This window comes from Prevotella multiformis (assembly GCF_018127985.1).
Classification (GTDB): Bacteria; Bacteroidota; Bacteroidia; order Bacteroidales; family Bacteroidaceae; genus Prevotella; species Prevotella multiformis.
Window position 1 is genome coordinate 1,085,550 of record NZ_CP072358.1, and the last position, 23,186, is coordinate 1,108,735.

The 23,186-nt window shown below is 54.1% G+C and carries 15 protein-coding genes; 5 read left to right on the forward strand and 10 right to left on the reverse strand.

Annotated elements, in window-relative coordinates:
- Nucleotides 1-142: 142 nt before the first annotated feature.
- The 8 genes from J4864_RS10500 to J4864_RS10535 form a co-directional block, all read right to left on the reverse strand.
- Nucleotides 143-796: a carbohydrate-binding family 9-like protein gene (locus J4864_RS10500; protein ID WP_211814842.1), complete on the reverse strand. Its 654-nt coding sequence runs from the start codon at nt 794-796 to the stop codon at nt 143-145.
- Complete coding sequence (locus J4864_RS10505; RefSeq protein WP_007367399.1) at nt 793-1,884, reverse strand: phosphotransferase enzyme family protein; 1,092 nt, start codon at nt 1,882-1,884, stop codon at nt 793-795. The genes J4864_RS10500 and J4864_RS10505 overlap by 4 nt, the downstream gene beginning before the upstream one ends.
- 99 nt (nt 1,885-1,983) lie before the next feature.
- Nucleotides 1,984-4,134, reverse strand: a complete 2,151-nt coding sequence (locus tag J4864_RS10510) for a GH92 family glycosyl hydrolase (protein WP_211814843.1) — start codon at nt 4,132-4,134, stop codon at nt 1,984-1,986.
- A gap of 254 nt (nt 4,135-4,388) precedes the next feature.
- On the reverse strand, nt 4,389-6,488 hold the full coding sequence (locus tag J4864_RS10515) for a glycoside hydrolase family 20 protein (RefSeq protein WP_211814844.1): 2,100 nt from the start codon (nt 6,486-6,488) through the stop codon (nt 4,389-4,391).
- 52 nt (nt 6,489-6,540) lie between these two features.
- A complete protein-coding gene (locus tag J4864_RS10520; RefSeq protein WP_025067607.1) occupies nt 6,541-8,796 on the reverse strand; it encodes a GH92 family glycosyl hydrolase in 2,256 nt (751 codons plus the stop codon).
- 153 nt (nt 8,797-8,949) lie between these two features.
- Nucleotides 8,950-9,924 (reverse strand): glycoside hydrolase family 130 protein, encoded by a 975-nt coding sequence (locus J4864_RS10525; RefSeq protein ID WP_004353840.1) that lies wholly within the window; start codon nt 9,922-9,924, stop codon nt 8,950-8,952.
- Nucleotides 9,925-10,222: 298 nt separating this feature from the next.
- Nucleotides 10,223-11,452 (reverse strand): uracil-xanthine permease family protein, encoded by a 1,230-nt coding sequence (locus J4864_RS10530; RefSeq protein ID WP_211814845.1) that lies wholly within the window; start codon nt 11,450-11,452, stop codon nt 10,223-10,225.
- A gap of 801 nt (nt 11,453-12,253) precedes the next feature.
- A complete protein-coding gene (locus J4864_RS10535; protein WP_211814846.1) occupies nt 12,254-14,542 on the reverse strand; it encodes an NADP-dependent malic enzyme in 2,289 nt (762 codons plus the stop codon).
- Nucleotides 14,543-14,663: 121 nt separating this feature from the next.
- On the opposite strand from J4864_RS10535, the gene J4864_RS10540 reads away from it, so the two are divergent.
- The 3 genes from J4864_RS10540 to J4864_RS10550 all read left to right on the forward strand — a co-directional run bounded on the left by J4864_RS10540 (nt 14,664) and on the right by J4864_RS10550 (nt 18,641).
- Nucleotides 14,664-15,311, forward strand: a complete 648-nt coding sequence (locus J4864_RS10540) for a TetR/AcrR family transcriptional regulator (RefSeq protein WP_211815418.1) — start codon at nt 14,664-14,666, stop codon at nt 15,309-15,311.
- Nucleotides 15,312-15,632: 321 nt separating this feature from the next.
- Nucleotides 15,633-17,036, forward strand: coding sequence for an SGNH/GDSL hydrolase family protein (locus J4864_RS10545; protein ID WP_211814847.1), 1,404 nt, complete (start codon nt 15,633-15,635; stop codon nt 17,034-17,036).
- Between the two features lie 84 nt (nt 17,037-17,120).
- Nucleotides 17,121-18,641, forward strand: a complete 1,521-nt coding sequence (locus J4864_RS10550; protein ID WP_394371032.1) for an MBOAT family O-acyltransferase — start codon at nt 17,121-17,123, stop codon at nt 18,639-18,641.
- A 740-nt stretch (nt 18,642-19,381) separates the two neighbouring features.
- Here J4864_RS10550 and J4864_RS10555 read toward each other — a convergent pair.
- Together J4864_RS10555 and J4864_RS10560 are read right to left on the reverse strand one after the other, a co-directional pair.
- The gene (locus tag J4864_RS10555) at nt 19,382-20,197 is read right to left on the reverse strand and encodes an SGNH/GDSL hydrolase family protein (RefSeq protein WP_211814849.1); all 816 of its coding nucleotides are present in this window, start codon (nt 20,195-20,197) and stop codon (nt 19,382-19,384) included.
- Nucleotides 20,198-20,203: 6 nt separating this feature from the next.
- The gene (locus tag J4864_RS10560; RefSeq protein ID WP_211814850.1) at nt 20,204-21,175 is read right to left on the reverse strand and encodes a transporter; all 972 of its coding nucleotides are present in this window, start codon (nt 21,173-21,175) and stop codon (nt 20,204-20,206) included.
- Nucleotides 21,176-21,757: 582 nt separating this feature from the next.
- Here J4864_RS10560 and J4864_RS10565 point away from each other — a divergent pair.
- Entirely contained in the window at nt 21,758-22,102 is a 345-nt protein-coding gene (locus J4864_RS10565; RefSeq protein ID WP_211813571.1) for an ISAon1 family transposase N-terminal region protein, read from the forward strand.
- Between the two features lies 1 nt (nt 22,103).
- Nucleotides 22,104-23,087: an ISAon1 family transposase gene (locus J4864_RS10570; protein WP_449579656.1), complete on the forward strand. Its 984-nt coding sequence runs from the start codon at nt 22,104-22,106 to the stop codon at nt 23,085-23,087.
- Nucleotides 23,088-23,186 lie beyond the last annotated feature (99 nt).

Below are 23,186 nucleotides of genomic sequence, written 5' to 3' on the forward strand. Positions count from 1 at the left end.
GGACGGGGGGCTTTTTAGGGGGTAAGTCCGGGCAGTGTGTGCCTGTGTGTTGCTTTCGGAGGGGGATGGGATGGCAGCTCTTTCCGCCGCTTGCTCCATCAGCAATTCCGGCTTCTGATGCAGGCAATATTCTGTGGATGGGCTACAGAAAAGTCACTTCGCCGAAGAATTCCGGACAATGGAAGTCGGGAGCGGGCAGACTGATGGGATTCCATGAAAGGAAATGGGGCTGACGTGTCTTGTCGCCGCATTTATAGAAGTTGGCTCTTACCGTCTGTCCGGAGAGATTCTTCAGCGTATGACGGAAGAATGAGCTGACGGGCACGGCGAGCGCAAGCTCCCATGCCTGTCTTCCGTCTCTCGTTCCGAACGGTTCGCGTCCCAGGGAGGCCCAGCGGTCGATGTCCGCAAGTGTCCCGTGAGAGGCCGGTGTACGGTTCTCACGGCCCTTTCCGTTGCAGAGCAACACCGTCCCGATGCAGTTGGTCTCGAGGTTGTAATAGCCTCCTTCTGTATCCGGACAGCAGAAGAACTCGCAGCAGGAGTCTTCCCAGACAGGACCCAGGTCGGCCCCCGAAACGGCTCGTACGCAGTCTTCTTCTACCTTGTAATGCAACAGGAGACAATCGCCCTTATGGGCAATGGCAAACTTTACATCCGGACAATATGGATAATCTGAAGGCCAGTCCACCGTGTCTATCCTGTGGTAAGCTACCCCGTTCTTCCTGAAAAGGGCCGGAATGTCGGCGGCCTTCACCTGCCGACAGTCCAGACGTACTGCTTCTATCCGTTTCATAGCTTCAAGGTTTTCTCGACAAACTCCGCCATCATCCGGTCGTGACGGCGTACGTCACGGTAGAGCAGGAGCTGGTTGCGTGAGCGGACAAGGTTGTGCTCGGGATATTTTATCTTGTAATAGATGTCGCCGTTGATGTAATCAGTCAGGAAACGGACACACTGCATATAAGGGAAGAGTGCCACGGCGTAAGGCAGATGGCCTGTCTCTACCGGTGTCAGGAAGCTGCCTGCCGAACCGAGATAGCCCTCGGTAAACGAACGGAAAATATCCTCTTTCAGACCTACCGACTGGTAGTCGTCGCTGTCTTCTGCCACCCGGTTGGCACCTGTACGCAGGAAGTCGCCGTAGTCGGAGAAGACGAAGCTCGGCATAACCGTGTCGAGGTCGATGACGCAGAGAACCTTTCCGTCGGCATCAAACAGCATATTGTTCACTTTCGTGTCACAGTGGCAGATGCGCTTGGGCAGTGTCCCCTTACGGTAGAGCCGTTCGGCAAGACACATTTCGTCGGCACTGCATTCCAGCTCGCCGAGGATGTCACGTACCGAGGCGACACGTCCCATCCTGTCTGCCTTCACAGCTTCCTGCAGCTGGCGCAGACGGAGTTCCATGTTGTGGAAGTCGGGGATTGTCTCACCCAAAGGCTCTTTCAAGTCTACCAGCATCTGCTCGAAGTTGCCGAAGGTCTCGCCACAGCAGAAGGCATTCTCCGGGTTCACTTCTTCCTTGGTGCAGGTATCAGGGATGAAGACGCTCATGCGCCAGTAGCGTCCGTTGCCGTCCTTGTAATAGGTCTTGCCAGCCGAAGTCTCTATGAAGCGCAGGCACTTGCGGTCGATGTCCTGCTCGCCCTGTGCCTCCAGCTTATGGCGTATATGTGCTGTCACCGTCTCGATGTTGTGCTGCAGCAGGTCTACATCGGTGAAAACGGTGTCATTGATGCGCTGCAGGATGTAGTCGGGAGTGTCAGTCCCCACAGTGGTCACATGCAGCGTTTCGTTGATCAGTCCGTTTCCTATCGGACTGACGCTTTCGACAGCTCCTTCGATGCGGAACTGTGAGACGACATTGATGAAATCGAGCATGGTTTTATTAGGTTTTATTTGAAGATTGTTTGTTTTGAGGAAGGAGTCATAGGGGGCAAGAGTGTTAGAGAAGTTAACGCTCTTGACCCCTCCAGCCTCCTACGGTCTGTCTGCCGGTTTTACGCCGAACCGAGAAGGCTTGCTGCCCATCGTCAGCTCGAGCGTGCCGCCGCAGGCGATGTCCTTGAAGTCGATGTACGAGCGGGTATAGGGCTTGCCGTTCAGCCGGGCACGCTGGACATAGATGTTCTCCGGGCTGTTGTCATGCGCCACGACACGGAATGTCTTGCCGTTTCCCACGTTCACGGCAGCTTCGTCGAAGAGCGGCGATCCGATGATGTATCTTCCGCCGGCCGGCTCCACCTGATAGATTCCCAGTGCCGAAAGGACGTACCATGCCGACATCTGTCCTACGTCCTCATTGCCGCTCAGGCCGTCGAAGTCGTCGTGATACAGGTTCTTGAGCACATAGCGTATCTTCTCCGCACCTTTCCATGGCTGTCCCACATAGTTGTACATATATAATATATGGTGGCTCGGTTCATTGCCATGTGCATACTGGCCGATCAGCCCCGTGATGTCCGGCGAGGCATCAGCGCCCATGTCGCCATGGACGATGAAGAGGGAGTCGAGCTTTGAGACAAACGGCTTCTCACCGCCGAAGGCAGCGACAAGTCCGTGTACATCATGCGGCACGAGCCATACATACTGCCAGGCATTGCCCTCGGTATAGTCGTCCTGGCGATGGACGGTGCTGAACGGATCGAACGGTTCACGGAACTTCCCGTCCGAAGTCACGCCCCGCATGAACTTCGTCTTCCGGTCAAAGTAGAAGTCACGGTACGACTGGCTGCGTTTGTGGAAATACTTGTAATCATCCGTTCTGCCCAGCTGCCTGGCGAGCTTTGCTATACAGGCGTCTGCCAGTGCATATTCCAGTCCCTTGGCAACTGTCTCACGTTCCGGGTCGAGGTCGCAGGGAATATATCCGTATTTCTTCAGCAGTCCCATGCCGCGTTCGTCACGCATGGCAGAAGCCTTGGCGGCTTCAAGCACGGCACGTTTGTCCACATCAAAGCCTTTCAGGGCAATGTCCACGAGGATGGGAATGCCCGGATTGCCCACCATGCAGTCTGTCTCGTTGCCCATCAGATGCCATACCGGCAGCTTGCCTTGCTCTTTGAAGATGTGCAGGAACGTCTGGGCAAGATCGCGCTGCATTTCCGGATGGATGATCGTCATCAGCGGGAAGGCGGCCCGATAAGTGTCCCAGAGTGAAAAGGTGGTATAGTCGGTGAAGTCGCCCCGGTGTGTCTTTCCGTCTGCCCCACGGTATTCGCCGTTGACGTCATTGAATACCGACGGTGCAATCATCGTATGGTAGAGTGCCGTATAGAATATGCGCTTTGCGTGTTCATCTTCCGTCTTGACGGCGATCTTGCCCAGTTCACGGTTCCATTCGGCTTTCGCCTGGGCAACAGCATTGCGGAAATCCCATCCGGGAAGCTCCTGCTGCAGGTTCTGCCGGGCATTTTCTACACTCACAGCAGAGATGCCCACCTTTACAAGGAGGGGCCGGGCGGTGTCGTCAAGGGCATAGACACCGATGGTGTTACGTTCGTTTTCCTGCAACCTGACAGGCTGCGAGAACTCTGCCACGAAATAGACACGCTGGTCCTTGGCCCATCCCGTAGACATACGGAAGCCGCTGATGGTCTTGTCCGACTCCTGCTTGAAGCTGCACGAGGTCATCCTGTCCCATCCGATACCTTGTGCGAGGTTCAGTACGACATACCCTTTCGCCGCATCGGCAGGGAAGGAATAGCGGTGGAAAGCCACGCGCCGGGTCGCCGTCAGCTCCACGCGCACGCCGGAAGCCAGCATCACCGAGTAGTAGCCGGGGCTGACGTGCTCGGCACGATGGGCGAACTTCACCTCCCGCTGTGCCGGGTCGGTGACCGGCAGCAGGGAGATGTCTCCCAGGTCGCCGATACCTGTTCCGCTGAGGTGCATCTGCCCGAATCCGATGACCGTCGAGTCGCTGTAATGATAGCCGGAACACCAGTCCCAGCCTTGCTTCTTCTGTGTAGGACCCGCCTGAATGTTTCCGAACGGAACATTGGCTCCGAGGAACACATGGCCGTGTCCGTCTGTTCCGATGAACGGGTCGACATACTGCGTGTAGTCCTGCGCAAAGGCGAAGAGAGCGGCGGCGGTAAGCACCGCCAATGTTAAGAACCTTTTTCTCATATCTTGAATTGTTTTTAATCTCATTGTCTGATCCGTCAGCTGATGAGGCTGTTTTCCGTTCCCGGATGTCATGCTTTTCCGGCCGGCTGTCAGCTGTCTGTTGTCCCGGCACATGAAGCCTGTGGCTGTCCCGGTATCTGGGAATGCTGTTCCCAGCCGTTGGGAACAGCATTCCCAAGCGTTGGGAACAGCATTCCCAAGCGTTGGGAACGGGATTCCCGACCGGTTGGGAATATGGCGGAAAGCTCTCCCGTTTATCCTTTCCCGCAGCTTCTGATGATTCTGTTGACAATCACCTCATCGGTGAATATCCATGCGTCTTTCTCACGGGAGAGTGCCCTTATGCGTACATAGCGTCCCTTGGCGTTACCCTTCCACTGGTAAGGATAGACAAGATAGGCCTCTTTTGTCTTTACTCCCGGCTGTGCGGTGTCAATCGTTTTGTAGTTCTTCCCATCGTCGGAGACCATCAGCTCAACGGATGCCGGAGCATAGATTACCGCATCGTACTGGTGCATGAAGTCGACTTCCACGTCACGTATCTCTGTCACCTTGCCCATATCGACGACGACATCCATGCCGGTACTGTCTATGAAGCCCTGCCAGCGTCCCTCAAGATAGCCCCAGTCGCCTCGCAGTCCGTTGGTCAGCGTGCTGTCGCCTTCCGCCCTGTATTTCTCTGCATAGCGTCCCAGGTAAGTGACGGGGCGGCCCATTGCTTCGTGTTGTGTTATGCTACGGCTTTCGATGCGTGAACCCTTCTCCTTTGAGAGGTCAAAGGCATTGTAGCCCGCACGTCTCAGTCGGTCGACATTCACAACTGCTCTCTGGCGGAATTTGTCGTATCCTGTGCGCTGCTTCGTCCATCCTGTCTCTGCCAGAGCCAACAGACGAGGATAGAGCATATACTCTAAATGGCCGGGTTCGGCGATGAATTCCGTCCAGACACAGGCCTGCACGCCATCCATATACTTCTCAAGACTGGTTCCTTTATACTTCGCTGGGATGGGCTCATAATTGTAGGTCTTATCCAAACGGGTATAACCTCCCTGTGCCTTCGGCTGTTCCATCGGATTGTCCTGATACATATTCAGATAATAGAACTGCTGCGGTGCCATCACTACATGGTGCTTGCTTGTTGCAGCCTCGATACCTGCTTCAGTCCCACGCCATGACATCACGGCTGCGTTAGGAGCCAGTTTGCCTTCCATAATCTCGTCCCAACCGAGGAGTTTACGACCGTTACGGTTCAAGAACTGTTCCATACGATGGGTGAAATGGCTCTGCAACTCGGCTACATCCTTTAAGTGATTTTCCTTCATCATTCTCTGGCAGTCAGGACAAGTCTTCCATGTGCGACGCTCTGCCTCGTCTCCTCCGATGTGGATATACTTGGAGGGGAAGAGTTCCATCACTTCTTTCAGCACGTTTTCCATGAAGGTGTAGGTGGCTTCCTTTCCTACACAGAGGTCTGACTGTGTGTAGGGTTTGCCTGTACACGACAGTTCCGGATAGGCGAAGACCACCTCGTCGCTGTGTCCGGGCATCTCAATCTCGGGGATGATTTCTATGTGACGTGCTGCCGCATAGCGTACGATATCCTTGATGTCCGCTTGTGTGTAATAGCCACCGTATGCTCCCGGTGTTCCTGCCGGACAGTAACGGCGGTCCTTGTCCATCCACCAGCAGGTCCAGTCCGACTGTGTCCGGTAGGCCGTTTCGGCTGTCAGACGAGGGTACTGCTTCACCTCCATGCGCCAGCCGCCGCCGTCAGTGAGATGCCAGTGGAAACGGTCGAGCTTGAAATAAGCCATCGCATCCAGCTGTTTCTTGAGGAACTCCTTCGTCCAGAAGTGGCGGGAACAGTCGATCATCAGCCCCCGGTAAGCGAAACGAGGCGTGTCCTTGACTTTTACGCAGGCTATTTTCCCGTCTTTCTCCAGCTGACGGACGGTCTGCAGGCCGTAGAACAGTCCCGTAGGTGTCAATGACTGGATGGTAATTCCCTTAGGTGTCACCTCCAGCTCATAGCCTTGCAGGCGCACGCTGTCCATTGCCTGTGCAGCCTGTTGGGCTGTCCCCTTGCAAATCAAGCGAAAAACGGCTTGTTGAGAAGGGTTCTTCGCATAAACCAAAGGATGGCTCATTACCTCAGAGGTATATTGGTTAAGCACCTTGAAGTCACTGCCTGTAAGATTGGTCACGATCTTCAAGCCCTTATTCAGCTTGAATTGACCCTTCAAAAGACTGATATGCTCAGGTTGTGGGATGATGTTCTGAGCTGCAACAGGCATCGGAACGGCAGTTGACAGCAGCAGGAAGGCTGCACTCAAAAGGATATGTTTTCTCATCATATACGGTAAATGTCGTTTTTGTTTCTTAGGTTTGACAATGCTGTCGGGAGGCTTATTTCAGATAGAACTTCAATGTTCCGCCCTTCAACAGTTCGTCGTTCGTGATTCGGTACCGGTTCAGCGGCTTCCCGCCCAGTTCCATCTTCCGGATGATGACGGCCTCGGCAGAAGGGCGCACGGTCTCTATGACAAGCTGGTCTTTTCCCCATTGCTCCTTGTCCAGGCGGATGGTCACCTTGTCGAAGACCGGCGACGTCAGCGTGTAAGACGGGTCGCCGGGACAGTCGGGATAGAACCCTATCATGTTGAATACCGCCCAGGCCGACATGGTCCCCGTGTCGTCGTTGCCGGGAATACCCTCCGGTGCATTCTTGAAGTACTCCTTCAAGAGCCTGCGGGTCAGCATCTGTGTGCGCCATTCTTCCCCCTTGAAATAGGAAAAGAGGTAAGGGTAGGCAATGTCAGGTTCGTTTGCCGGGTCGTAATAACCCTTGTCGAACACGCTCTGGAGCTTGCTGACAAACGCTTTCCGTCCTCCCATGAGCCTGGCAAGTCCCGTCACGTCGTGCGGAACATAGAACGTGTAGTTCCAGGCATTGCCTTCGTGGAAGCCGGGGGACGGCTCGAAGTTCTCTCCCTGACGTGGGTTGAAGGGCTTGTAGAAAGTCCCGTCGGGCATCAGAGGGCGCAACATGCCGTACTCCTTGCTGAAGTAATGGCGATAACCCAAAGCACGGTTGTGGAACAGGCGGGCATCGTCTTTCTTTCCCAATGCCGCTGCCAGTCGTGAAAGGGCGTTGTCGGCAATGTAGTATTCGAGGGCATGGGAGACGGAGTTGTCGAACTGCTCGTGCAGGGCGACATATCCCTTCTCTATGTACTCATCATTATCCGGACGCAGAGGGTTGTCGCTTCCTTTCGTCAGAGCCGACTTGCGGAACGCCTCGTAAGCCCTGTTGATGTCGTAGCCGCGCAGTCCTTTCAGCCACGAGTCCGTGATGACAGGGATGGCCGGATCGCCTTCCATCGTGTAAGTTTCTCTTCCGAAGAGTTCCCATTTCGGCATCCAGCCGTGTTCGTCGTACATGGAAATCATCGTGCGGATCATGTCGCGCTGCCGGTTCGGGTAGACGAGTGTCAGCAGCTGATGCACGTTGCGGTAGGTGTCCCACAGCGAGAAGACCGTATATCGGTTTCCCTCCTTCACCGTGCGGATGTCGTTGCGCTCCATGGCAGGGTACTGTCCGTTGACATCCTGTAGTATGTTCGGGTGGATGAGTGTGTGATAAAGTGCGGTATAGAATATGGTCTGTTCCGTCTTCGTTCCTCCTTCGACGAGTATGCGGGACAGATCGTCGTTCCATTTCGTGCGTGCTTCGGCACGGATGGCATCAAAGTCCTTGCCTCGCTGTTCGGCATCAAGGTTCTCACGGGCGTTCGCCATGCTCACGAACGATACACCCATCTGCACCTCCACCTGGTCGCCGGCCTCGGTATCGTAGTCCATCCATACGCCGATGTCATCGCCTGCGAGTTCCTTCTGGTAGGTCTTATAGAGTTTGTACTTGCCGTTGTCGGCATCCCATTCCGCCTCTACGCCCGTCATCGGCCGCTGTTTCTTCCAGTAGCCGGCTGCTGAAGGCTTCTTGCTGACACGCATCACGAAGTAGATGGGGAAGACAGCCTGCGGGTTGTAACAGAATGTTCCCTGCAGCTTCACGCCCTCCCATTCCGTGTCGCTCACCTTCTTTACCATTGCTCCCGTCTCGTTGGTCAGTCCCTCGCCGAGGTTCAGCAGGACGTGGCTCTCACCTTTCGGGAATGTGAAGCGGGCAACGGAACTGCGGAGAGTGGCTGTCACCTCCGTCGTCACATCGTATTTGACAAGGTGGTTGGAGTAATAGCCGGGCTGGGCAGCCTCCTTGTCGTATGTACTGCCATACTCCTTATAGTCTACGTTCAGCTTTCCGGTCGTAGGCATAAGCAGCAGTGAGCCGACCTCCGGGCAGCCCACACCGCTCAGATTGACATGAGAATAACCCGTGAAAAAAACGTTGTGGTACTCGTAGGGTGTCGACCACCAGCGTGCATCCTTGTCGTATTTGTTCAGGTCGGAGCCCATCACGTTGAACGGTACCACCGACATCAGGCCGTTGGGGCACACCGCCCCCGGGTTGGTAGTACCGAAGTTGGATGTGCCGATGAAAGGATTGACGAGGTCGACAGGCTCTTCTCTTTCCCTGCCTGCTGCCTCCAGCGAGAGGAAAGAAAGGGACATGAGAAGCCCAAGGAGAAAGTTATGTTTCATGTGAGATGATGAAGGGGAATGATGATTGGTGGGTAGTAAATGCCGGATGTCGGGGGATTGCTGATGGAGAGTGGGTGATGAAAGACCGTGCATGGCATACACGCTGTAAGGACAGACAAAGACATCTGTCCCTACAGCGTGGGCAAGGCTTCTTTATAGAATGCTGTTGTTCTTCGTGAATGCTACGATCTCCTTGATGTACCCGAAGGCCATTCCGACAACCGTGTCAGCCGCACCGTAGTAAACGGCTACACGTTCACCGTCCTGCAAGGCGGCACATGGGAAGACGACGTTGGGCACGTCGCCCTGCAGTTCATAGGTCGCTGCAGGTGCCAGAAGGTAAGGACGGGTACGATAGAGCACCTTTTCCGGATGGTCTTTGTCGAGAATGGCTGCCCCCATTGAATAGCGGAAGCCGTTGCAGGTGTTGATGACCCCATGATAAAAGAGCAGCCAGCCCTCATCCGTCAGGAAGGGGACAGAGCCGGCGCCGATCTTCGTACACTGCCATGCACTCTCCGGAAATGGCGTCACCTTCATGACACAACGATGTTCGCCCCAGTACTTCATGTCAGGACTGAAGCTGATGTAGATGTCGCCGAAAGGTGTATGGCCATTGTCGCTCGGACGGCTCAGCATGGCATACTTTCCGTTGATTTTCTCGGGGAAGAGCACGCCGTTGCGGTTGAACGGCAGAAAGGCATTCTCGCACTGATAGAACTTCTTGAAATCGAAGGTGTAGGCAATGCCGATGGTCGGACCGTGATAGCCGTTGCACCAGGTGATCCAGTAGCGGTCATCAATCCATGTGACGCGCGGGTCATACTTATACTCTGACTCAATCATCTCGGTGTTGCCAGCCTCAAACTTGATGGGTTCGTGATTGATTTCCCAGTGGATGCCGTCCTTGCTGAAGCCGGCGAAGATGTTCATCTGCACCGCTTTGTTGTCGCAGCGGAACACACCTGCATAACCGTCTTCAAAAGGAACGACGGCGCTGTTGAAGATACTGTTTGATGTCGGGATATGGTAACGGCCGATGATCGGATTCTTAGAATAACGCCACATCACGTCCTTGCATCCCTCCGGGCGGTCTTCCCAGGGCAGAATATCTTTTAAACTTTTCATTGTAAATAGTTTTATGCTTTTAGTTCTGTAAACTTCGATACATAATAATTACAAGCAAAGTTAGTGTTTTACTTCAACAACAGGCGGGTTTTTATCATTCGTTAAGCTGGCAAAACGTTTCTTAACAGCCGTGGGGCGCCGTCCGTCCGGGCAGCTCCCCGGACATGGCTTCCCCCGGCGTGCCATTGAACGGTATCGGCTGTGGATGCATCGGGGGCATTCCCGTGATGGGCATGCCCTCGAGATTCTCCCGTCGGCGTAGCGGCGCCGTGCCTCTGTCTGCGCGCTGCTTGCAGCGTCAGTCTGCCTTCTCCGGATTCCGTGCAGGCTTCTCCTTTGCCGGCGGCAGAAGCAGATTCAGTACGACACCGATGACAGCTGAAAGGCCGATGCCGCTGATAGAGAAACTTCTCCAGTGCAGTACGGCTCCTCCGATTCCCATGGTCAGGGTGATGGATATGATGATGATGTTGCGTGTGCGGTTGAAGTCGACCTTGTTCTGGATGAGGTTCTGGATGCCTACCGAGGCGATCGTGCCGAAAAGCAGCAGCATGATGCCGCCTAACACGGCGGAAGGGATGCTCTGCAGCAGCGCGCTCAGCTTCCCGATGACCGAGAAGACGATCGCTGTGAGCGCCGCAATGCGGATTACCTGCGGGTGGGTGACCTTCGTAATGCTCATGGCACCGGTCACCTCGCTGTACGTCGTCACGGGAGGACCGCCCAGCAGACAGGCCGCGAGGCAGGCCAGTCCGTCGCCCAGCATCGTGCGGTGCAGTCCCGGCGACTTCGTGAAATCCTTGTTTGCGACGGCGCTCACGACATATACGTCGCCCACGTGTTCTATCACGGGGGCGATTGCCACGGGAATCATGTAGAGGAAAGGTTCCCATGCGAATTGCGGCAGATGGAAGTGTGCCAGGGCCGGCGGCAGCGACAGCCACGGGGCCGCCTTTACCTGTGTGAAGTCGACGAGCCCCATGCCCACCGCCACGATATATCCGGCGATGATGCCGCAGATCACCGGTACCAGCTTCATCAGTCCCCGTCCCATGGAGAGGACCATTACGGCCACTGCCAGCGAGACGAAGGCCAGCAGCCAGTTTGTCTTCGCCATATTGACAGCCGACGTGGACAGGGACAGACCGATCAGGATGATCACAGGGCCGATGACGACCGGTGGGAAGAGCCGGTCGAGCAGTTTCTTTCCCTGCCATTTTATCAAGGCCGACATCACGAAGTAGACCAGCGCCACCCCGGCAATGCCTGCCAGTGTCCCCGGCATTCCCCAGTGTCTGGCGGCGGAGATGATCGGTGCTATGAAGGCAAAGGAAGAACCTAAAAAAATAGGAACTTTACCTTTCGTAACCAGATGAAAGATAAAAGTTCCTAAGCCTGCTGTGAATAATGCCGTTGCGGGGTCGAGCCCCACAAGCAGAGGGACGAGGACGGTGGAGCCGAAAGCCACGAAGAGGAATTGTATCCCCACGATCGTCTTCCGTGCCGGTGATAGATTTGTATTGCCCATGTATTGGTCGTTTGTATTGGTTTGTCTGGAAAGAACTTGAACGGATGATTCCGAGTGCAAAAGTATAAAAAAGATTGTGCATTGCGGATAAAACCGACGGGAAAAGTACACTTCCGCCGCGAAAAAGTTTCGTCTGTATTGATGGGGGCTGCCGGACAGGTGCTTCTCACAGACAGGGAAAATCGTGTCTCGTCAGGGGGCTGTGACGTATCGGGGGGCACATGTGCAGGATGAAATATGTTGACAATTCGGACTTTTCTGGCGGCGGGTTTTCCTTGAAAAAACAGCTGCTTTGGACGGTACATGCGGCAGGCTGTTTCGCAACTGGGCACCGATTGCCTTCCAATTAACGCCTGATTGCAGTTCAATTAACGCCCGATAACGTCCCAATTAACGCCCGTTTGGAGTGTAACAGGACAGTTCTTCGCCTGGTGTCTGTATGTGCCTGATCTTTATCTGGTTGTGGATCCGTCTGAAAGTCTATTTCCCAAATGGGGAGGCTGGCTTTGCCTTGTCTGTGGAAGAGGGACGGAGGCGATGGGGGAGGAGGCTGTACGGTGATGAAATATCAGGACAGGATGAGCGCCTCCTAAGCTCCTCCGAAGGAGGGAGCGTGGCAGGTAAGGGTGTACAAATGGTGGGCGGCGATGGGGGAGGATGGACGATGGCGGGTGGAACAGGGCCGGGCGGGGAGCTTGCAAAAAAACAGGAGGAAGGCAAAACTGTCTTCCTCCTGTCCGGGTATTGTCTCGGTTGTAGGCGGCCTGCCGGAATCGGCGGCCGCGGGCACAATGCCGTCAGTTACTTGTTTTTCTTCAGTTTCTCCACGTATGCGTCAATGGCAGCGATGGCCGTGATGTTCACGATGTCGCGTACCGAGCACTCGAAGTCGGTGAAGTGGATGGGCTTGTTCAGTCCCATCTGGATAGGCCCGATGACCTCCGTCTCCGGACTCAACGCCTGCAGGAGCTTGTAACCGCTGTTGGCTGAAGAGAGGTCGGGGAAGACAAGCGTATTGACATCCTTCCCCTTCAGGCGGCTGAACGGGTACTTCTCGTCCCGCAGCTGTCTGTTGAGTGCGAAGTTCACCTGCATCTCTCCGTCGATGGCCAGCTCCGGACATTCGTTCTGTAAGGTCTCCACGGCCGTGTGTACCTTCAGCGGAGAGCCCTCCTTGTCTGAGCCGAAGTTGGAGTAGGAGAGCATGGCGATGACCGGCTCGTCGTTGAAGAATCTTACGGAGTGGGCTGCCAGCCGGGCTACGTCGGCCAGCACGTCGCCGTCGGGATGGCGGTTGATCAGCGTGTCGGCGATATAGTACACACCCTTCTTGGTGTTCAGGATGTGCATGGTGCCGAAGTGCCTGTACTCCGGCCGGATGCCGATCACGTCCTTGGCCACCTTGATGGTATTGCTGTATTTCGTGTAGAGGCCCGTGATGAAGGCATCCGCATCACCGTTCTCGACCATGGACATGCCGAAGTAGTTGCGTTCGTACATCTTGTCGTATGCCTCCTCGAAGGTATAGCCCTCCCGTGCCCGCTTCTCTGCCAGATGCTTGGCGTAGGTGGCGCGGCGGCCCTGCTCCTTGTCGGCACGCATGTCGATGATCTCAATGTCCGATATGTCCAGTTTCAGCCGGTTGGCGACACGGTTCAACCGGTCGGGATTCCCCAGCAGGATCGGTACGCAGATGCCTTCCTGCTTTGCCTGTACGGCCGCTTTCATCATCGTCTGGTGACCACCCTCTGCAAAGACGATGCGCTGCGGATGGTGGGCTGCGGTGGCGTGGAGGGTGCGGGTCAGCTTGGTTTCCTGTCCCAGCAGCTGCCGGAGGTTCTGCTTGTAGGCCTCGAAGTCCTTGATCGGCGTGCGTGCCACGCCGCTCTCCATGGCGGCCTTGGCCACCGCCGCACTTACCTCGGTGATCAGCCGCGGGTCGACCGGTTTCGGAATGAAGTACTTCGGTCCGAAGGTGAGGTCGTTCACGCGATATACCTCGTTGACGACATCGGGCACGGCCTGCTTGGCAAGGTCGGCAATGGCTTTTACGGCGGCCATCTTCATCTTCTCGTTGATGGCTTTGGCATGGACATCCAGTGCGCCGCGGAAGATGTAGGGGAATCCGATGACGTTGTTGATCTGGTTGGGGTAGTCGGAACGGCCTGTCGACATGATGACGTCCGGCCGTGCGGCAACGGCGTCCTCGTAGGATATTTCCGGAACCGGATTGGCCAGTGCGAAGACGATCGGCTTCTCGTTCATCGAGCGGATCATGTCCTGCGAGAGGATGTTGCCCTTGGACAGTCCGACGAAAACGTCAGCCCCCTTGATGGCTTCCTCCAGTGTGTGGACGTCGCGGCGGTCGGTGGCGAAGAGCGCCTTCTGCGGCGTCAGCTTCTCCCGGTCAGAGGTGATGACCCCCTTGGAGTCGAGCATCAGGATGTTCTCCTTCTTCAGTCCCAGTGCCATGTACAGCTTGGTGCATGAGATGGCGGCGGCTCCAGCGCCGTTGACGACCAGGCGCACGTCGGCGATGTCCTTGCCCGCCACCTCCAGTGCGTTCTTCAGTCCGGCGGCCGAGATGATGGCCGTGCCGTGCTGGTCATCGTGCATGACCGGGATGTCGAGGGTCTTCTTCAGCCGCTCCTCAATGGCAAAGCACTCCGGCGCCTTGATGTCTTCGAGGTTGATGCCGCCGAAGGTCGGTGCGATCTTCTCGACGGCTTCGCAGAACTTGTCGGGATCCTGTTCGTTCACCTCAATGTCGAAGACATCGATGCCGCCGTAGATTTTGAACAGCAGTCCCTTGCCTTCCATGACCGGCTTGCCGCTCATGGCGCCGATATTGCCCAGCCCCAGAACGGCGGTGCCGTTGCTGATGACGGCCACCAGGTTGCCTTTGTCGGTGTATTTATATACGTCGTCGGGGTTCTGCTGGATTTCCAGGCAGGGATAAGCCACACCGGGCGAATAAGCCAGACTGAGGTCGGTCTGGGTGCTGTAAGGTTTCGTCGGCTTTACTTCAATCTTGCCGGGACGACCGTTGTGATGGTATTCAAGAGCGGCCTCTTTTGTTACCTTGACCATAATTCTCTTCTGTATTTATGTATTGAGTATGTATGTTTGACCCACAAAGTTAATAAAATCCCTTCTAAAACAAACGGCATTATCAAAGTTTTTTGTAATTTTGCCGCAAAAACAGACATTGATGTATAATACTGCAACGGAAACCGCCTACCGGCGTGAACTCAAGGAGAAGATTCTCCGGGTGGCCACGGCTCTCTTCCACAGGTACGGAATCAGGCGGGTCAAGATGGACGACATTGCCAACGACCTGAAGATATCCAAGCGGACGCTCTACGAAATATACAGCAACAAAGAGAAGCTGCTGCTGGAGGTGATGCGGAATGACAAGCTGGTGGAAAGCCGACGGATGGAGGGGTTTGACAGACCGGGATCGAACGTCATCAATATCGTGATAGAGGTCTGCAAGTACCGTATCGAGGAGTTCAGCCAGATCAATCCGCTCTTCTTCGAGGATATCCACAAGTATCCGGAGCTGCTCGCACACGTCCGCAAACTGCATGAGCAGAGGGAGTCGGATGTCCTCGCCTTCATGCAGCGGGGCATAGACGAGGGACTTTTCCTTCCCGATATCAATTACGGAATCGTCCGTACGCTGACGAACGCCTCACAGCAGGCGATTATGAATCTGTACCTTTATAAGAAATACGATGTGACGGAACTCGCACATGTGGCCATCCTGCTCTTTATCCGTGGCTTCTGTACGCCGGAAGGTGTCAGGCAGCTGGATGAACAGCTGGAATCCCTTGCCTGGATCAGAGCCGGCAGATAGCCGGCCGGTGCGTGTGTATGTTCCTGTCCGGAGGGCTTGCATGGCGCACCTGCGATGTGAGGGAAACCGCCCTTCTGGAAAGATTGGATAAGACAATAGGATAGTCCAGGCAAGTGGGCGTCTGCAACGGATTTCCCTACAGACCCGGGAGTTTCTTCCCGGTCAGTCCGCCATTCGGAAGAAAGCGCATGACGGACTTGCATGCCGGATAAAAGATCCGAAGCCGGGAAAGGCAGTCTGGGGAAACCGGAAAGACGGCTCCGGAAGGCAGAAAGACCGGAGGGTTCCGGCAAGACACCGACTTCATAGCATTAGATTAAGATGAAAGATAATATCTACCGAACCTTGCTGCTGACACTGTTGGTGGCATTGTTTCTTTTCCTGCTCCACTTTCTCCCGACCTTCAAGATAGACGGGACGGAACTGCGGGAAATTGACATTTTGAGCGACCTTGCCAGACAGAAGAAGGAACTCAAGGAAGTCATCCCTTCCCCCAAGGAGCCGTCGGCTTCGGTCGCTTACGACAAAGACGGGAAGGCGATCCGTTTCAGGGAAGTATGGCCCAAGGGCACGGAACGTATCGTAGACTATTCGGCCGGGAAGGGCGGCGGGCTCGACCATTTCTACAGCCAGCTCGACCGGCTGGCGCGGAAGGAGGCGGTCGGCCGTCCGGTGCGCATCGCCTATTTCGGCGACTCGTTCATAGAGGGAGATATTCTGCTTGCCGACCTGCGGGAGGATCTCCAGCGGTACTACGGCGGCTACGGGGTGGGCTGGATAGATGCCGGCAATGACCTCGACCAGTACAAGCATACGGTGGACAACAGGTTTTCCGGACTGACAGAACACATGGTGAAGAAGCCTGCGGGCTATGATGTCGGTCAGGCGGGCATGGCCGAGCGGTATTATACCATGGGCGGACAGGCCACGATGTCGTTCGCCCCTTTCGCCCTGACGCACGATTATCCGCATACGGAGAAATGGGCAAGCACCTGGCTCTATCTGCGCTCGAAAGGAGGGGCTGACGTCAGCTTTGAACTGGACGGCGGGAAGAAAAGCACGCAGCGCGTAAGTCCTTCGCCCGAAGTGCAGGCTGTGAAGATGGACGGTATTACGGCTCATGCCACGGTCAAGGTGAATGGTGCCGGCACCGTTCTTTTCGGCACATCGCAGGAAGGAAAGGAGGGAATCGTACTCGACAACTTCAGTATGCGGGGATCTTCGGGCATAACCCTGGCGAAACTTCCCGGGAAGATGCTGGCCGAGTTCGCCCGTGTCCGTCCTTACGACCTCATCGTCTTCCAGTTCGGTGTCAATGCCATCGACGCACAGACGACGCCGGAGCGGCTGAAGAAGTACATGGCCGACATGAAGCGGGTCGTGGAACTCTTCCGCAGGTGTTTCCCCGAGACGAGCATCCTCGTTGTCAGTACGCCCGACCGCGGGTCGAAGACTTCACCCGACGGCACCATGAAGGGAGTAGAGATGCTTGTGGGATACCAGGAGCAGCTTGCGGCCGACTGCCGCGTGGGCTTCTACAATCTTTTCCAGGCCATGGGCGGCGCCGGGACGATGATGCGCATTGTTGACGAGCAGGACATGGGCACCAAGGACTATGTACACATCAATTACAAAGGGGGTAAATACGTCAGCCAGCGCATCTTCAAGTCTGTCGTGGCAGGACAGAAGAATTATACGCGCCGTGCAAAGCTGATGGAACAGTAGACGGCTTTGCGCATCCGGCGGCACGGCCGGAGCTGACAAACCCTATAAAGAACCAAGATGGAAACAAATGATATTTTCAGCCAGATGACGGCTCAACTTAAAGTCTTCCTGCAGAGCATGGCATCGTATGTCTCAGGCCTTGATTTCACGAAGGCGGCAGACATCCTGCTCTATAATCCGCGCGAACCGCTCCTCTTTTCGTCAGGTGCGTTCCTCTTCGTCTTCCTGATCTTTGTCACGGGCTATTGCTGTCTGCGCAGGAAGGTGGATGCAAGACTGCTCTTCGTGACGCTTTTCTCTTATTATTTCTTCTACAAAAGCAGCGGTTTCTACTTCCTGCTGCTGCTTGTCGTCACGGTAAGCGACTTCTGCCTTGCACGGAAAATCGCCGAAAGGAAACATCCTCGTCTGTGGCTGGCAGCCAGTCTGCTCATTGACCTCGGTCTGCTGGGCTACTTCAAGTACACCAACTTCTTTGCAGGGATGATCGCACAGATGGTCGGGAGCAACTTCCAGCCGTGGGACATCTTCCTGCCTGTCGGCATCAGTTTCTATACCTTCAAGACCATTTCCTATGTCGTGGATGTCTACCGGAAGAAGGTAGAACCGATGGAATCGCTCCTCGACTATGCTTTCTATGTCAGTTTCTTCCCGACCCTCCTGGCAGGCCCTATCACCCGTGCGACCGACTTCGGACCGCAGATCCGCAAGCCCCTTCATGTCAGCCGTGAGATGTTCGCACAGGGCGTGTTCTTCATCCTCATCGGTCTCTTTAAGAAGGCGGTCATCTCCGACTATATCTCCCAGAACTTCGTCGACCGCATCTTCGACAACCCGACGCTCTTCTCCGGCGGGGAGGTGCTCCTCGGCCTTTACGGCTACTGCATACAGATCTACTGTGATTTCTCGGGCTATTCGGATATGGCGATCGGTATCTCCCTGCTGCTCGGATTCAAGATCCCGATGAACTTCAATGCGCCGCTCACCGCCGATTCCATGACCGACTTCTGGCGTCGCTGGCATATCTCGCTCTCTACATGGATCCGCGATTACGTTTACATCGCACTCGGAGGAAACCGGAAAGGGACGCTGCACATGTATCTCAACCAGATGGTGGCCATGACGGCCTGTGGCCTGTGGCACGGCGCGTCGCTCAACTTCGTCGTGTGGGGAGTGCTGCACGGTGCGCTGGTCTGCCTGCACAAGTTCTGGTCGCAGACCGTCATGAGGCACGACCGACATTATCATCCCGCCGGCATACGCCGTTTCGTCTCCGTGTTCATCACGTTCCACGTCCTCTGCTTTACATGGCTTTTCTTCCGCTGCAAGGACTTCGAGGGGGTGTGGGTCATGCTCAGGCAGATGTTCACGAAGTTCAACCCTGCCGTTCTTCCCGATGTCTTCGTAGCTTATAGATATGTTTTCCTGCTGATGGCCTTCGCCCTCCTGACGCACTGGATTCCCGACTCCTGGCAGAACCGCTGTGTGCGCCTCCTGGAAAAAGGGGGTGTCGTGCTTTCTGCCGTTGCCGTCACGGTCGTCATATTTATCATCATGCAGGTGAAGAGCTCTGATATTCAGCCGTTCATTTATTTCCAGTTTTAGCTGTCCTCGGCCGCCGGAAAGCATCCGCTCCCTCCCTTTTTCTCTTGGGAGGGAGCGTTTCTCTTGGTTCTTCCGTCCAATGCGCGGATGCTTTTCGTATGGCTTTGACGGAAGAACCGGAGTGATTCATTCAACAAGAACATAGCAAGACCGTCACTGGCTATTCCATCCTCCTCCTCCGATACAACAGCCTTTCCAATTTAATATGTTGAAAATACAGACAAGGTTTTGAAAAACCATTACATAATTTCAGACAAATCATCTGCAAATATAAAAGACACGTGCAAAAAGCAGGTTCGTAAACTGCCGTAAATCAACAGGTTATCAAGTCGTTTGTAAAAGGTGCCTGATTGGACTTCAAAAGGGCGTTAGTAACACGCTGAAAGAGCACCTGTTGCAAGTCAATCAGGCATCTGTTAGAAGCCAAAAGAGCATATGTTGCTTTGCATTGCATGAAAACAGTTTACAAACACCGATGATGTGGGAATAGGTTGTTCGTAGAAGACGGAAAGACAGGCTGATGGTCAGACATCGTTTCTATCTGCCTTTCCTGTATTTTATCTTTCAGTTTATCCTCCTTTGCAAGACCATCCGATTTCGGACAGTCATATCATGCAAGTGCATAAGCCTTTATTTCCAATCTATGTATTTAACGGAAGAACCGGAAAAAGTCTCTTTCACCGTACGGTGCAGTACATCATCATCGACCGTTCCGATCCGGTGTGCCCCAAAGGCCGTCTCTATCTGCGTCCATGGTATCCCATCCCGTGCTTTTCATCATGGGTAAAGCGGGTGGTGAAGTCGGGTCTGTCCATCTCAATGGGGTTCGCATTCTTGTCAGGTTCGCCCATCCACTGCACAATCTTGTCTACCCACAGTGCAGCGCCCTGCCGTGTCGGATGGATCCCGTCTGTCCGCGAGGCAATGACCGAACTGCTGTCAAAGAAGCGTCCTGTCCCCGTACAGTCCCGGATGACATTGACGATCGTGCGGTCTTTCACCCTGTGCCAGGGCAGCGGTCCGACCCACACATACGGAATGTTGCCGATACGGTTCAGTATCGTCTGTATCGCCGTTTCACGTCTGCTGTAATCTTTGTATCCCAGATCATTGGTACCCAGACTGATGATGATATAGGTAGGATGGATCCGCTCTATCTGATACTGGAGGTCGGAAGCAATCGCCCAGTCGCGCGTCGTACTGCCATACCACACGACAGAGTGGAACTCAAATCCGTTCTTGACAGCGTAATCGTTGAAACGCACACCCAGACCGTCGGCCATCGAGTCGCCGACAAGCAAAACAATCTGGTTGCGGCTTTCGGTAATGTGTGCCACATGTGTGGAGGAGGACGGAAGAGGCGCGGGCATCATTTCCTCCGCCTCTTCCAGGGGCTGCTGCGATGCCGGCTGCACAGGCATTGCATCAGGTTCTGGCGAGTCTGCCGGACGGACAGGCTGACAGTCCGGCAATGCGCTGCTGCCAGTGTCCTGTGACCAAACCGACTGTACGGAAAGGATGAAAAAGAATACTATAAAATACTTTACTGCTTTCACAATTGTCTACTTTCTGTGTTGTCCGGCACGTCCATGCTGCCAGATCTCAACACTGTTGATGATATTCTGCCACAGGATGTAGCATCCCGGCCCCACTGACGAGAGCGGATTCAGGTAAGTATAAGCGATCCAAATGGCGAAGGCCGTATTCTTCTGCCCCAAGGCCTGACCGGCATTGACCGTGCTGTGGAAGAAATGTCCGACATATCTGCCCACGGCAAACTGAATCAGACAGAGCAGGAGAGCCAGAACCGCTATCAGCAGGAGGAAACCGGCCGTAACATCGGCATGTACGATGTTCTTCACCGTTGTCCCCGATACGATGAGCAGCGAGCATCCCCAAAGGTAATAGCTGAGGTCGTTCACATGGATCATCCACTGGTAGAAGCCGTGAAGAACCTGCCAGTGCTTTGTGACATACGCCAGGAACATCGGTACGACCAACACCATGCACACCTTGTACAGAATAAGCAGGAAGGCATTCCAGAACGCCATGCCTGCACAGGGGTCTATCAGAGGGAAACAGACCGGGATGAGCAGGGCACAGATAAAGTTGGAGAGGAACGTATAGGTCGTCATCTCCTCGAGGTCGCCGCCTAACTTCTGTGTCACCACGGCTGCGGCAGAGGCACAGGGACCGATGATGCAGGTGAGAACAGCCTCGAGCAGTATAAGCGTCCTGCCCGTGGCATGGATAACGAGGGCCATACCGACAACGGCGGCGACGAACGCCACCTGGAAGATTCCGATCCAGAAATGCCACCCTACAGGGACGAGCTTACGGAAGTCTACCTTGCAGAAAGTGACATACAGGACAAGGAACATAAACAGCGGCAATGCCTCATTGAGGACCGGAGCAAAGAATCCCCCGGCACCATCCAACGCCGGAATCAAGGCAAAGACAAGGTACGTCAACGCTCCCGTGCCTATCGACACCGGCAATGTCCAATCCTTTATAAACTGAATGATCTTACTCATCTGGCTTCTTAACCAAGCTGCGTCTCCCTCCTGTGATTCAGAGACCGGCTGCAAAGGTACGAAAAAAGACTGGAAATCAAGCTGAAACCTCTGTGCATTCTCCCATTCCGCCAGACTTGTCCGGATACTGTGATGATGGCCGTCGGACGGACTGCCCCCGTGGAAGCCGTTCATTCCCTCCTGCATATGGATGAGCATGAGCGGAACGAACAACGCTCCCCTGCATGATGTACTGATGCCCGACACCGATCGTGTTGTCGGCAAATACCGATTGTGTCGTCGGCAAAAACCGATCGTGTTGTCGGTGAATACCGATCATGCTGATGGCTCACACGCCTGCCGTCGGATACCCGGGATGGAAACAGCCTGTCGTGAAAGCCGGAAGCCAACGAACTTTGTCTGACAAGGGGGCGGCCGGCCTTTCCAAAAACAATGAGGGACCGCCGGTCGAAAAGAAGGGACACATGGACATCCATGGCCTTCCGTTTTTACCGGACAGTAATATAGGGTCAGTCCTAAAACCCAGTTGCAAGCCTATACTCTTAAGCACATAATTCCATAAGTATTTATTACCTTTGCATCATGAAGAGTGACCAACTATTACGTTGCATCTTTCCAGATGTACTTGCCGACTACTTTGATGTTGTCGATATTCAAGAGAGTGTTTCCCAGTTTGACTTTTGGCTTGACGAGCGTAACTTTATGGAAAAGTCAGACCATAAGCTAGGCACTGTAAGCAGTTATGGTTTTACCAGCGAGCGTGTAATTCAGGACTTTCCTCTTCGTGGCAAAGCCGTCTACCTCCATGTTCGCCGTCGCAAGTGGCGTGACAGTTCCAACGGAGAGATATTTACTTATTCATATGATGACTTGACGGCCGAGGGCAGTAAACTATCCCCCGAGTTCGTTTCTTTTTTAAAAGAATAGAATTGAGTCCACTGCAGAGAGCATCGCAAGCATCGGTGCGCACTATGGCGTAAATGGCAAGCAGTTATCCACACAGTACAAGGAACATTTCAGTGATTATCGTAGCTGGGACCAGTTGGGGCATGCTCAAGACTGGCTATTGTTTGAAGATAACATAGGTGAGAACCTAAGTATTGATGAGACCTGTCTAAGCAGTGGCGAGGTTTATACTTTTCTGACCAACAAGGCGGGAAAGGGCAGAAAAGGGACTTTGGTAGCTGTGGTTAAAGGGACCAAGGCAGAGGACGTCATCCAGGTTCTCAAGACGATAAACCTTTCTAAACGAAAGACAGTCAAGGAGATAACACTCGATTTATCATCTTCTATGATGCGCATAGCCCGCTCTGTTTTTCCAAAAGCACTTATTACCAATGACAGATTTCATGTGCAGAAACTATATTATGATGCTCTGGATGACATGCGTATTGCTTACCGATGGATGGCAAGAGATAAAGAGAATGAGGAGATAAAAGAAGCTAAAAGTAAGGGTAAGGAATATATACCATTTAGATACAGCAATGGTGACACGCGCAAGCAGTTGCTCGCCAGAGCAAAGTTCATATTGACCAAGCACAAGACCAAGTGGACTGAAACACAGAAAGGTAGGGCGGAAATCATCTTTGAACATTATCCGACACTGAAAAAGGCATATGATTTGGCTATGAAACTTACCGACATTTATAACATCAAGAGCATCAAGGATGCTGCAAGGCTGAAGCTGGCAAAATGGTTTAATGAGGTTGAAGAGCTGGGAGTGGACAATTTCTACACAGTGATTGACACGTTTGAAAATCATTATCAAACCATACTCAATTTCTTTGTAAACAGAGCTACGAATGCAAATGCCGAGTCATTCAATGCTAAGGTTAAGGCATTCAGGGCACAGTTCAGAGGAGTTACAGATATTCCTTTCTTTTTATATAGGCTTATGAAATTGTGTGCTTAAGAGTATAGGCTTGCAACTGGGTTTTAGGACTGACCCGTAATATATTGTAACGACCTTCTCATTGCAAAGCTGACAGGCACATACGGAAAAGCACGACAG

What these genes read in the sequence shown, in the direction of transcription:
- J4864_RS10500 (WP_211814842.1), bottom strand. Translation starts at nt 796, where the DNA reads ATGAAACGGATAGAAGCAGTACGTCTGGACTGTCGGCAGGTGAAGGCC.
- J4864_RS10505 (WP_007367399.1), bottom strand. Translation starts at nt 1,884, where the DNA reads ATGCTCGATTTCATCAATGTCGTCTCACAGTTCCGCATCGAAGGAGCT.
- J4864_RS10510 (WP_211814843.1), bottom strand. Translation starts at nt 4,134, where the DNA reads ATGAGAAAAAGGTTCTTAACATTGGCGGTGCTTACCGCCGCCGCTCTC.
- J4864_RS10515 (WP_211814844.1), bottom strand. Translation starts at nt 6,488, where the DNA reads ATGATGAGAAAACATATCCTTTTGAGTGCAGCCTTCCTGCTGCTGTCA.
- J4864_RS10520 (WP_025067607.1), bottom strand. Translation starts at nt 8,796, where the DNA reads ATGAAACATAACTTTCTCCTTGGGCTTCTCATGTCCCTTTCTTTCCTC.
- J4864_RS10525 (WP_004353840.1), bottom strand. Translation starts at nt 9,924, where the DNA reads ATGAAAAGTTTAAAAGATATTCTGCCCTGGGAAGACCGCCCGGAGGGA.
- J4864_RS10530 (WP_211814845.1), bottom strand. Translation starts at nt 11,452, where the DNA reads ATGGGCAATACAAATCTATCACCGGCACGGAAGACGATCGTGGGGATA.
- J4864_RS10535 (WP_211814846.1), bottom strand. Translation starts at nt 14,542, where the DNA reads ATGGTCAAGGTAACAAAAGAGGCCGCTCTTGAATACCATCACAACGGT.
- J4864_RS10540 (WP_211815418.1), top strand. Translation starts at nt 14,664, where the DNA reads ATGTATAATACTGCAACGGAAACCGCCTACCGGCGTGAACTCAAGGAG.
- J4864_RS10545 (WP_211814847.1), top strand. Translation starts at nt 15,633, where the DNA reads ATGAAAGATAATATCTACCGAACCTTGCTGCTGACACTGTTGGTGGCA.
- J4864_RS10550 (WP_394371032.1), top strand. Translation starts at nt 17,121, where the DNA reads ATGACGGCTCAACTTAAAGTCTTCCTGCAGAGCATGGCATCGTATGTC.
- J4864_RS10560 (WP_211814850.1), bottom strand. Translation starts at nt 21,175, where the DNA reads ATGAGTAAGATCATTCAGTTTATAAAGGATTGGACATTGCCGGTGTCG.
- J4864_RS10565 (WP_211813571.1), top strand. Translation starts at nt 21,758, where the DNA reads ATGAAGAGTGACCAACTATTACGTTGCATCTTTCCAGATGTACTTGCC.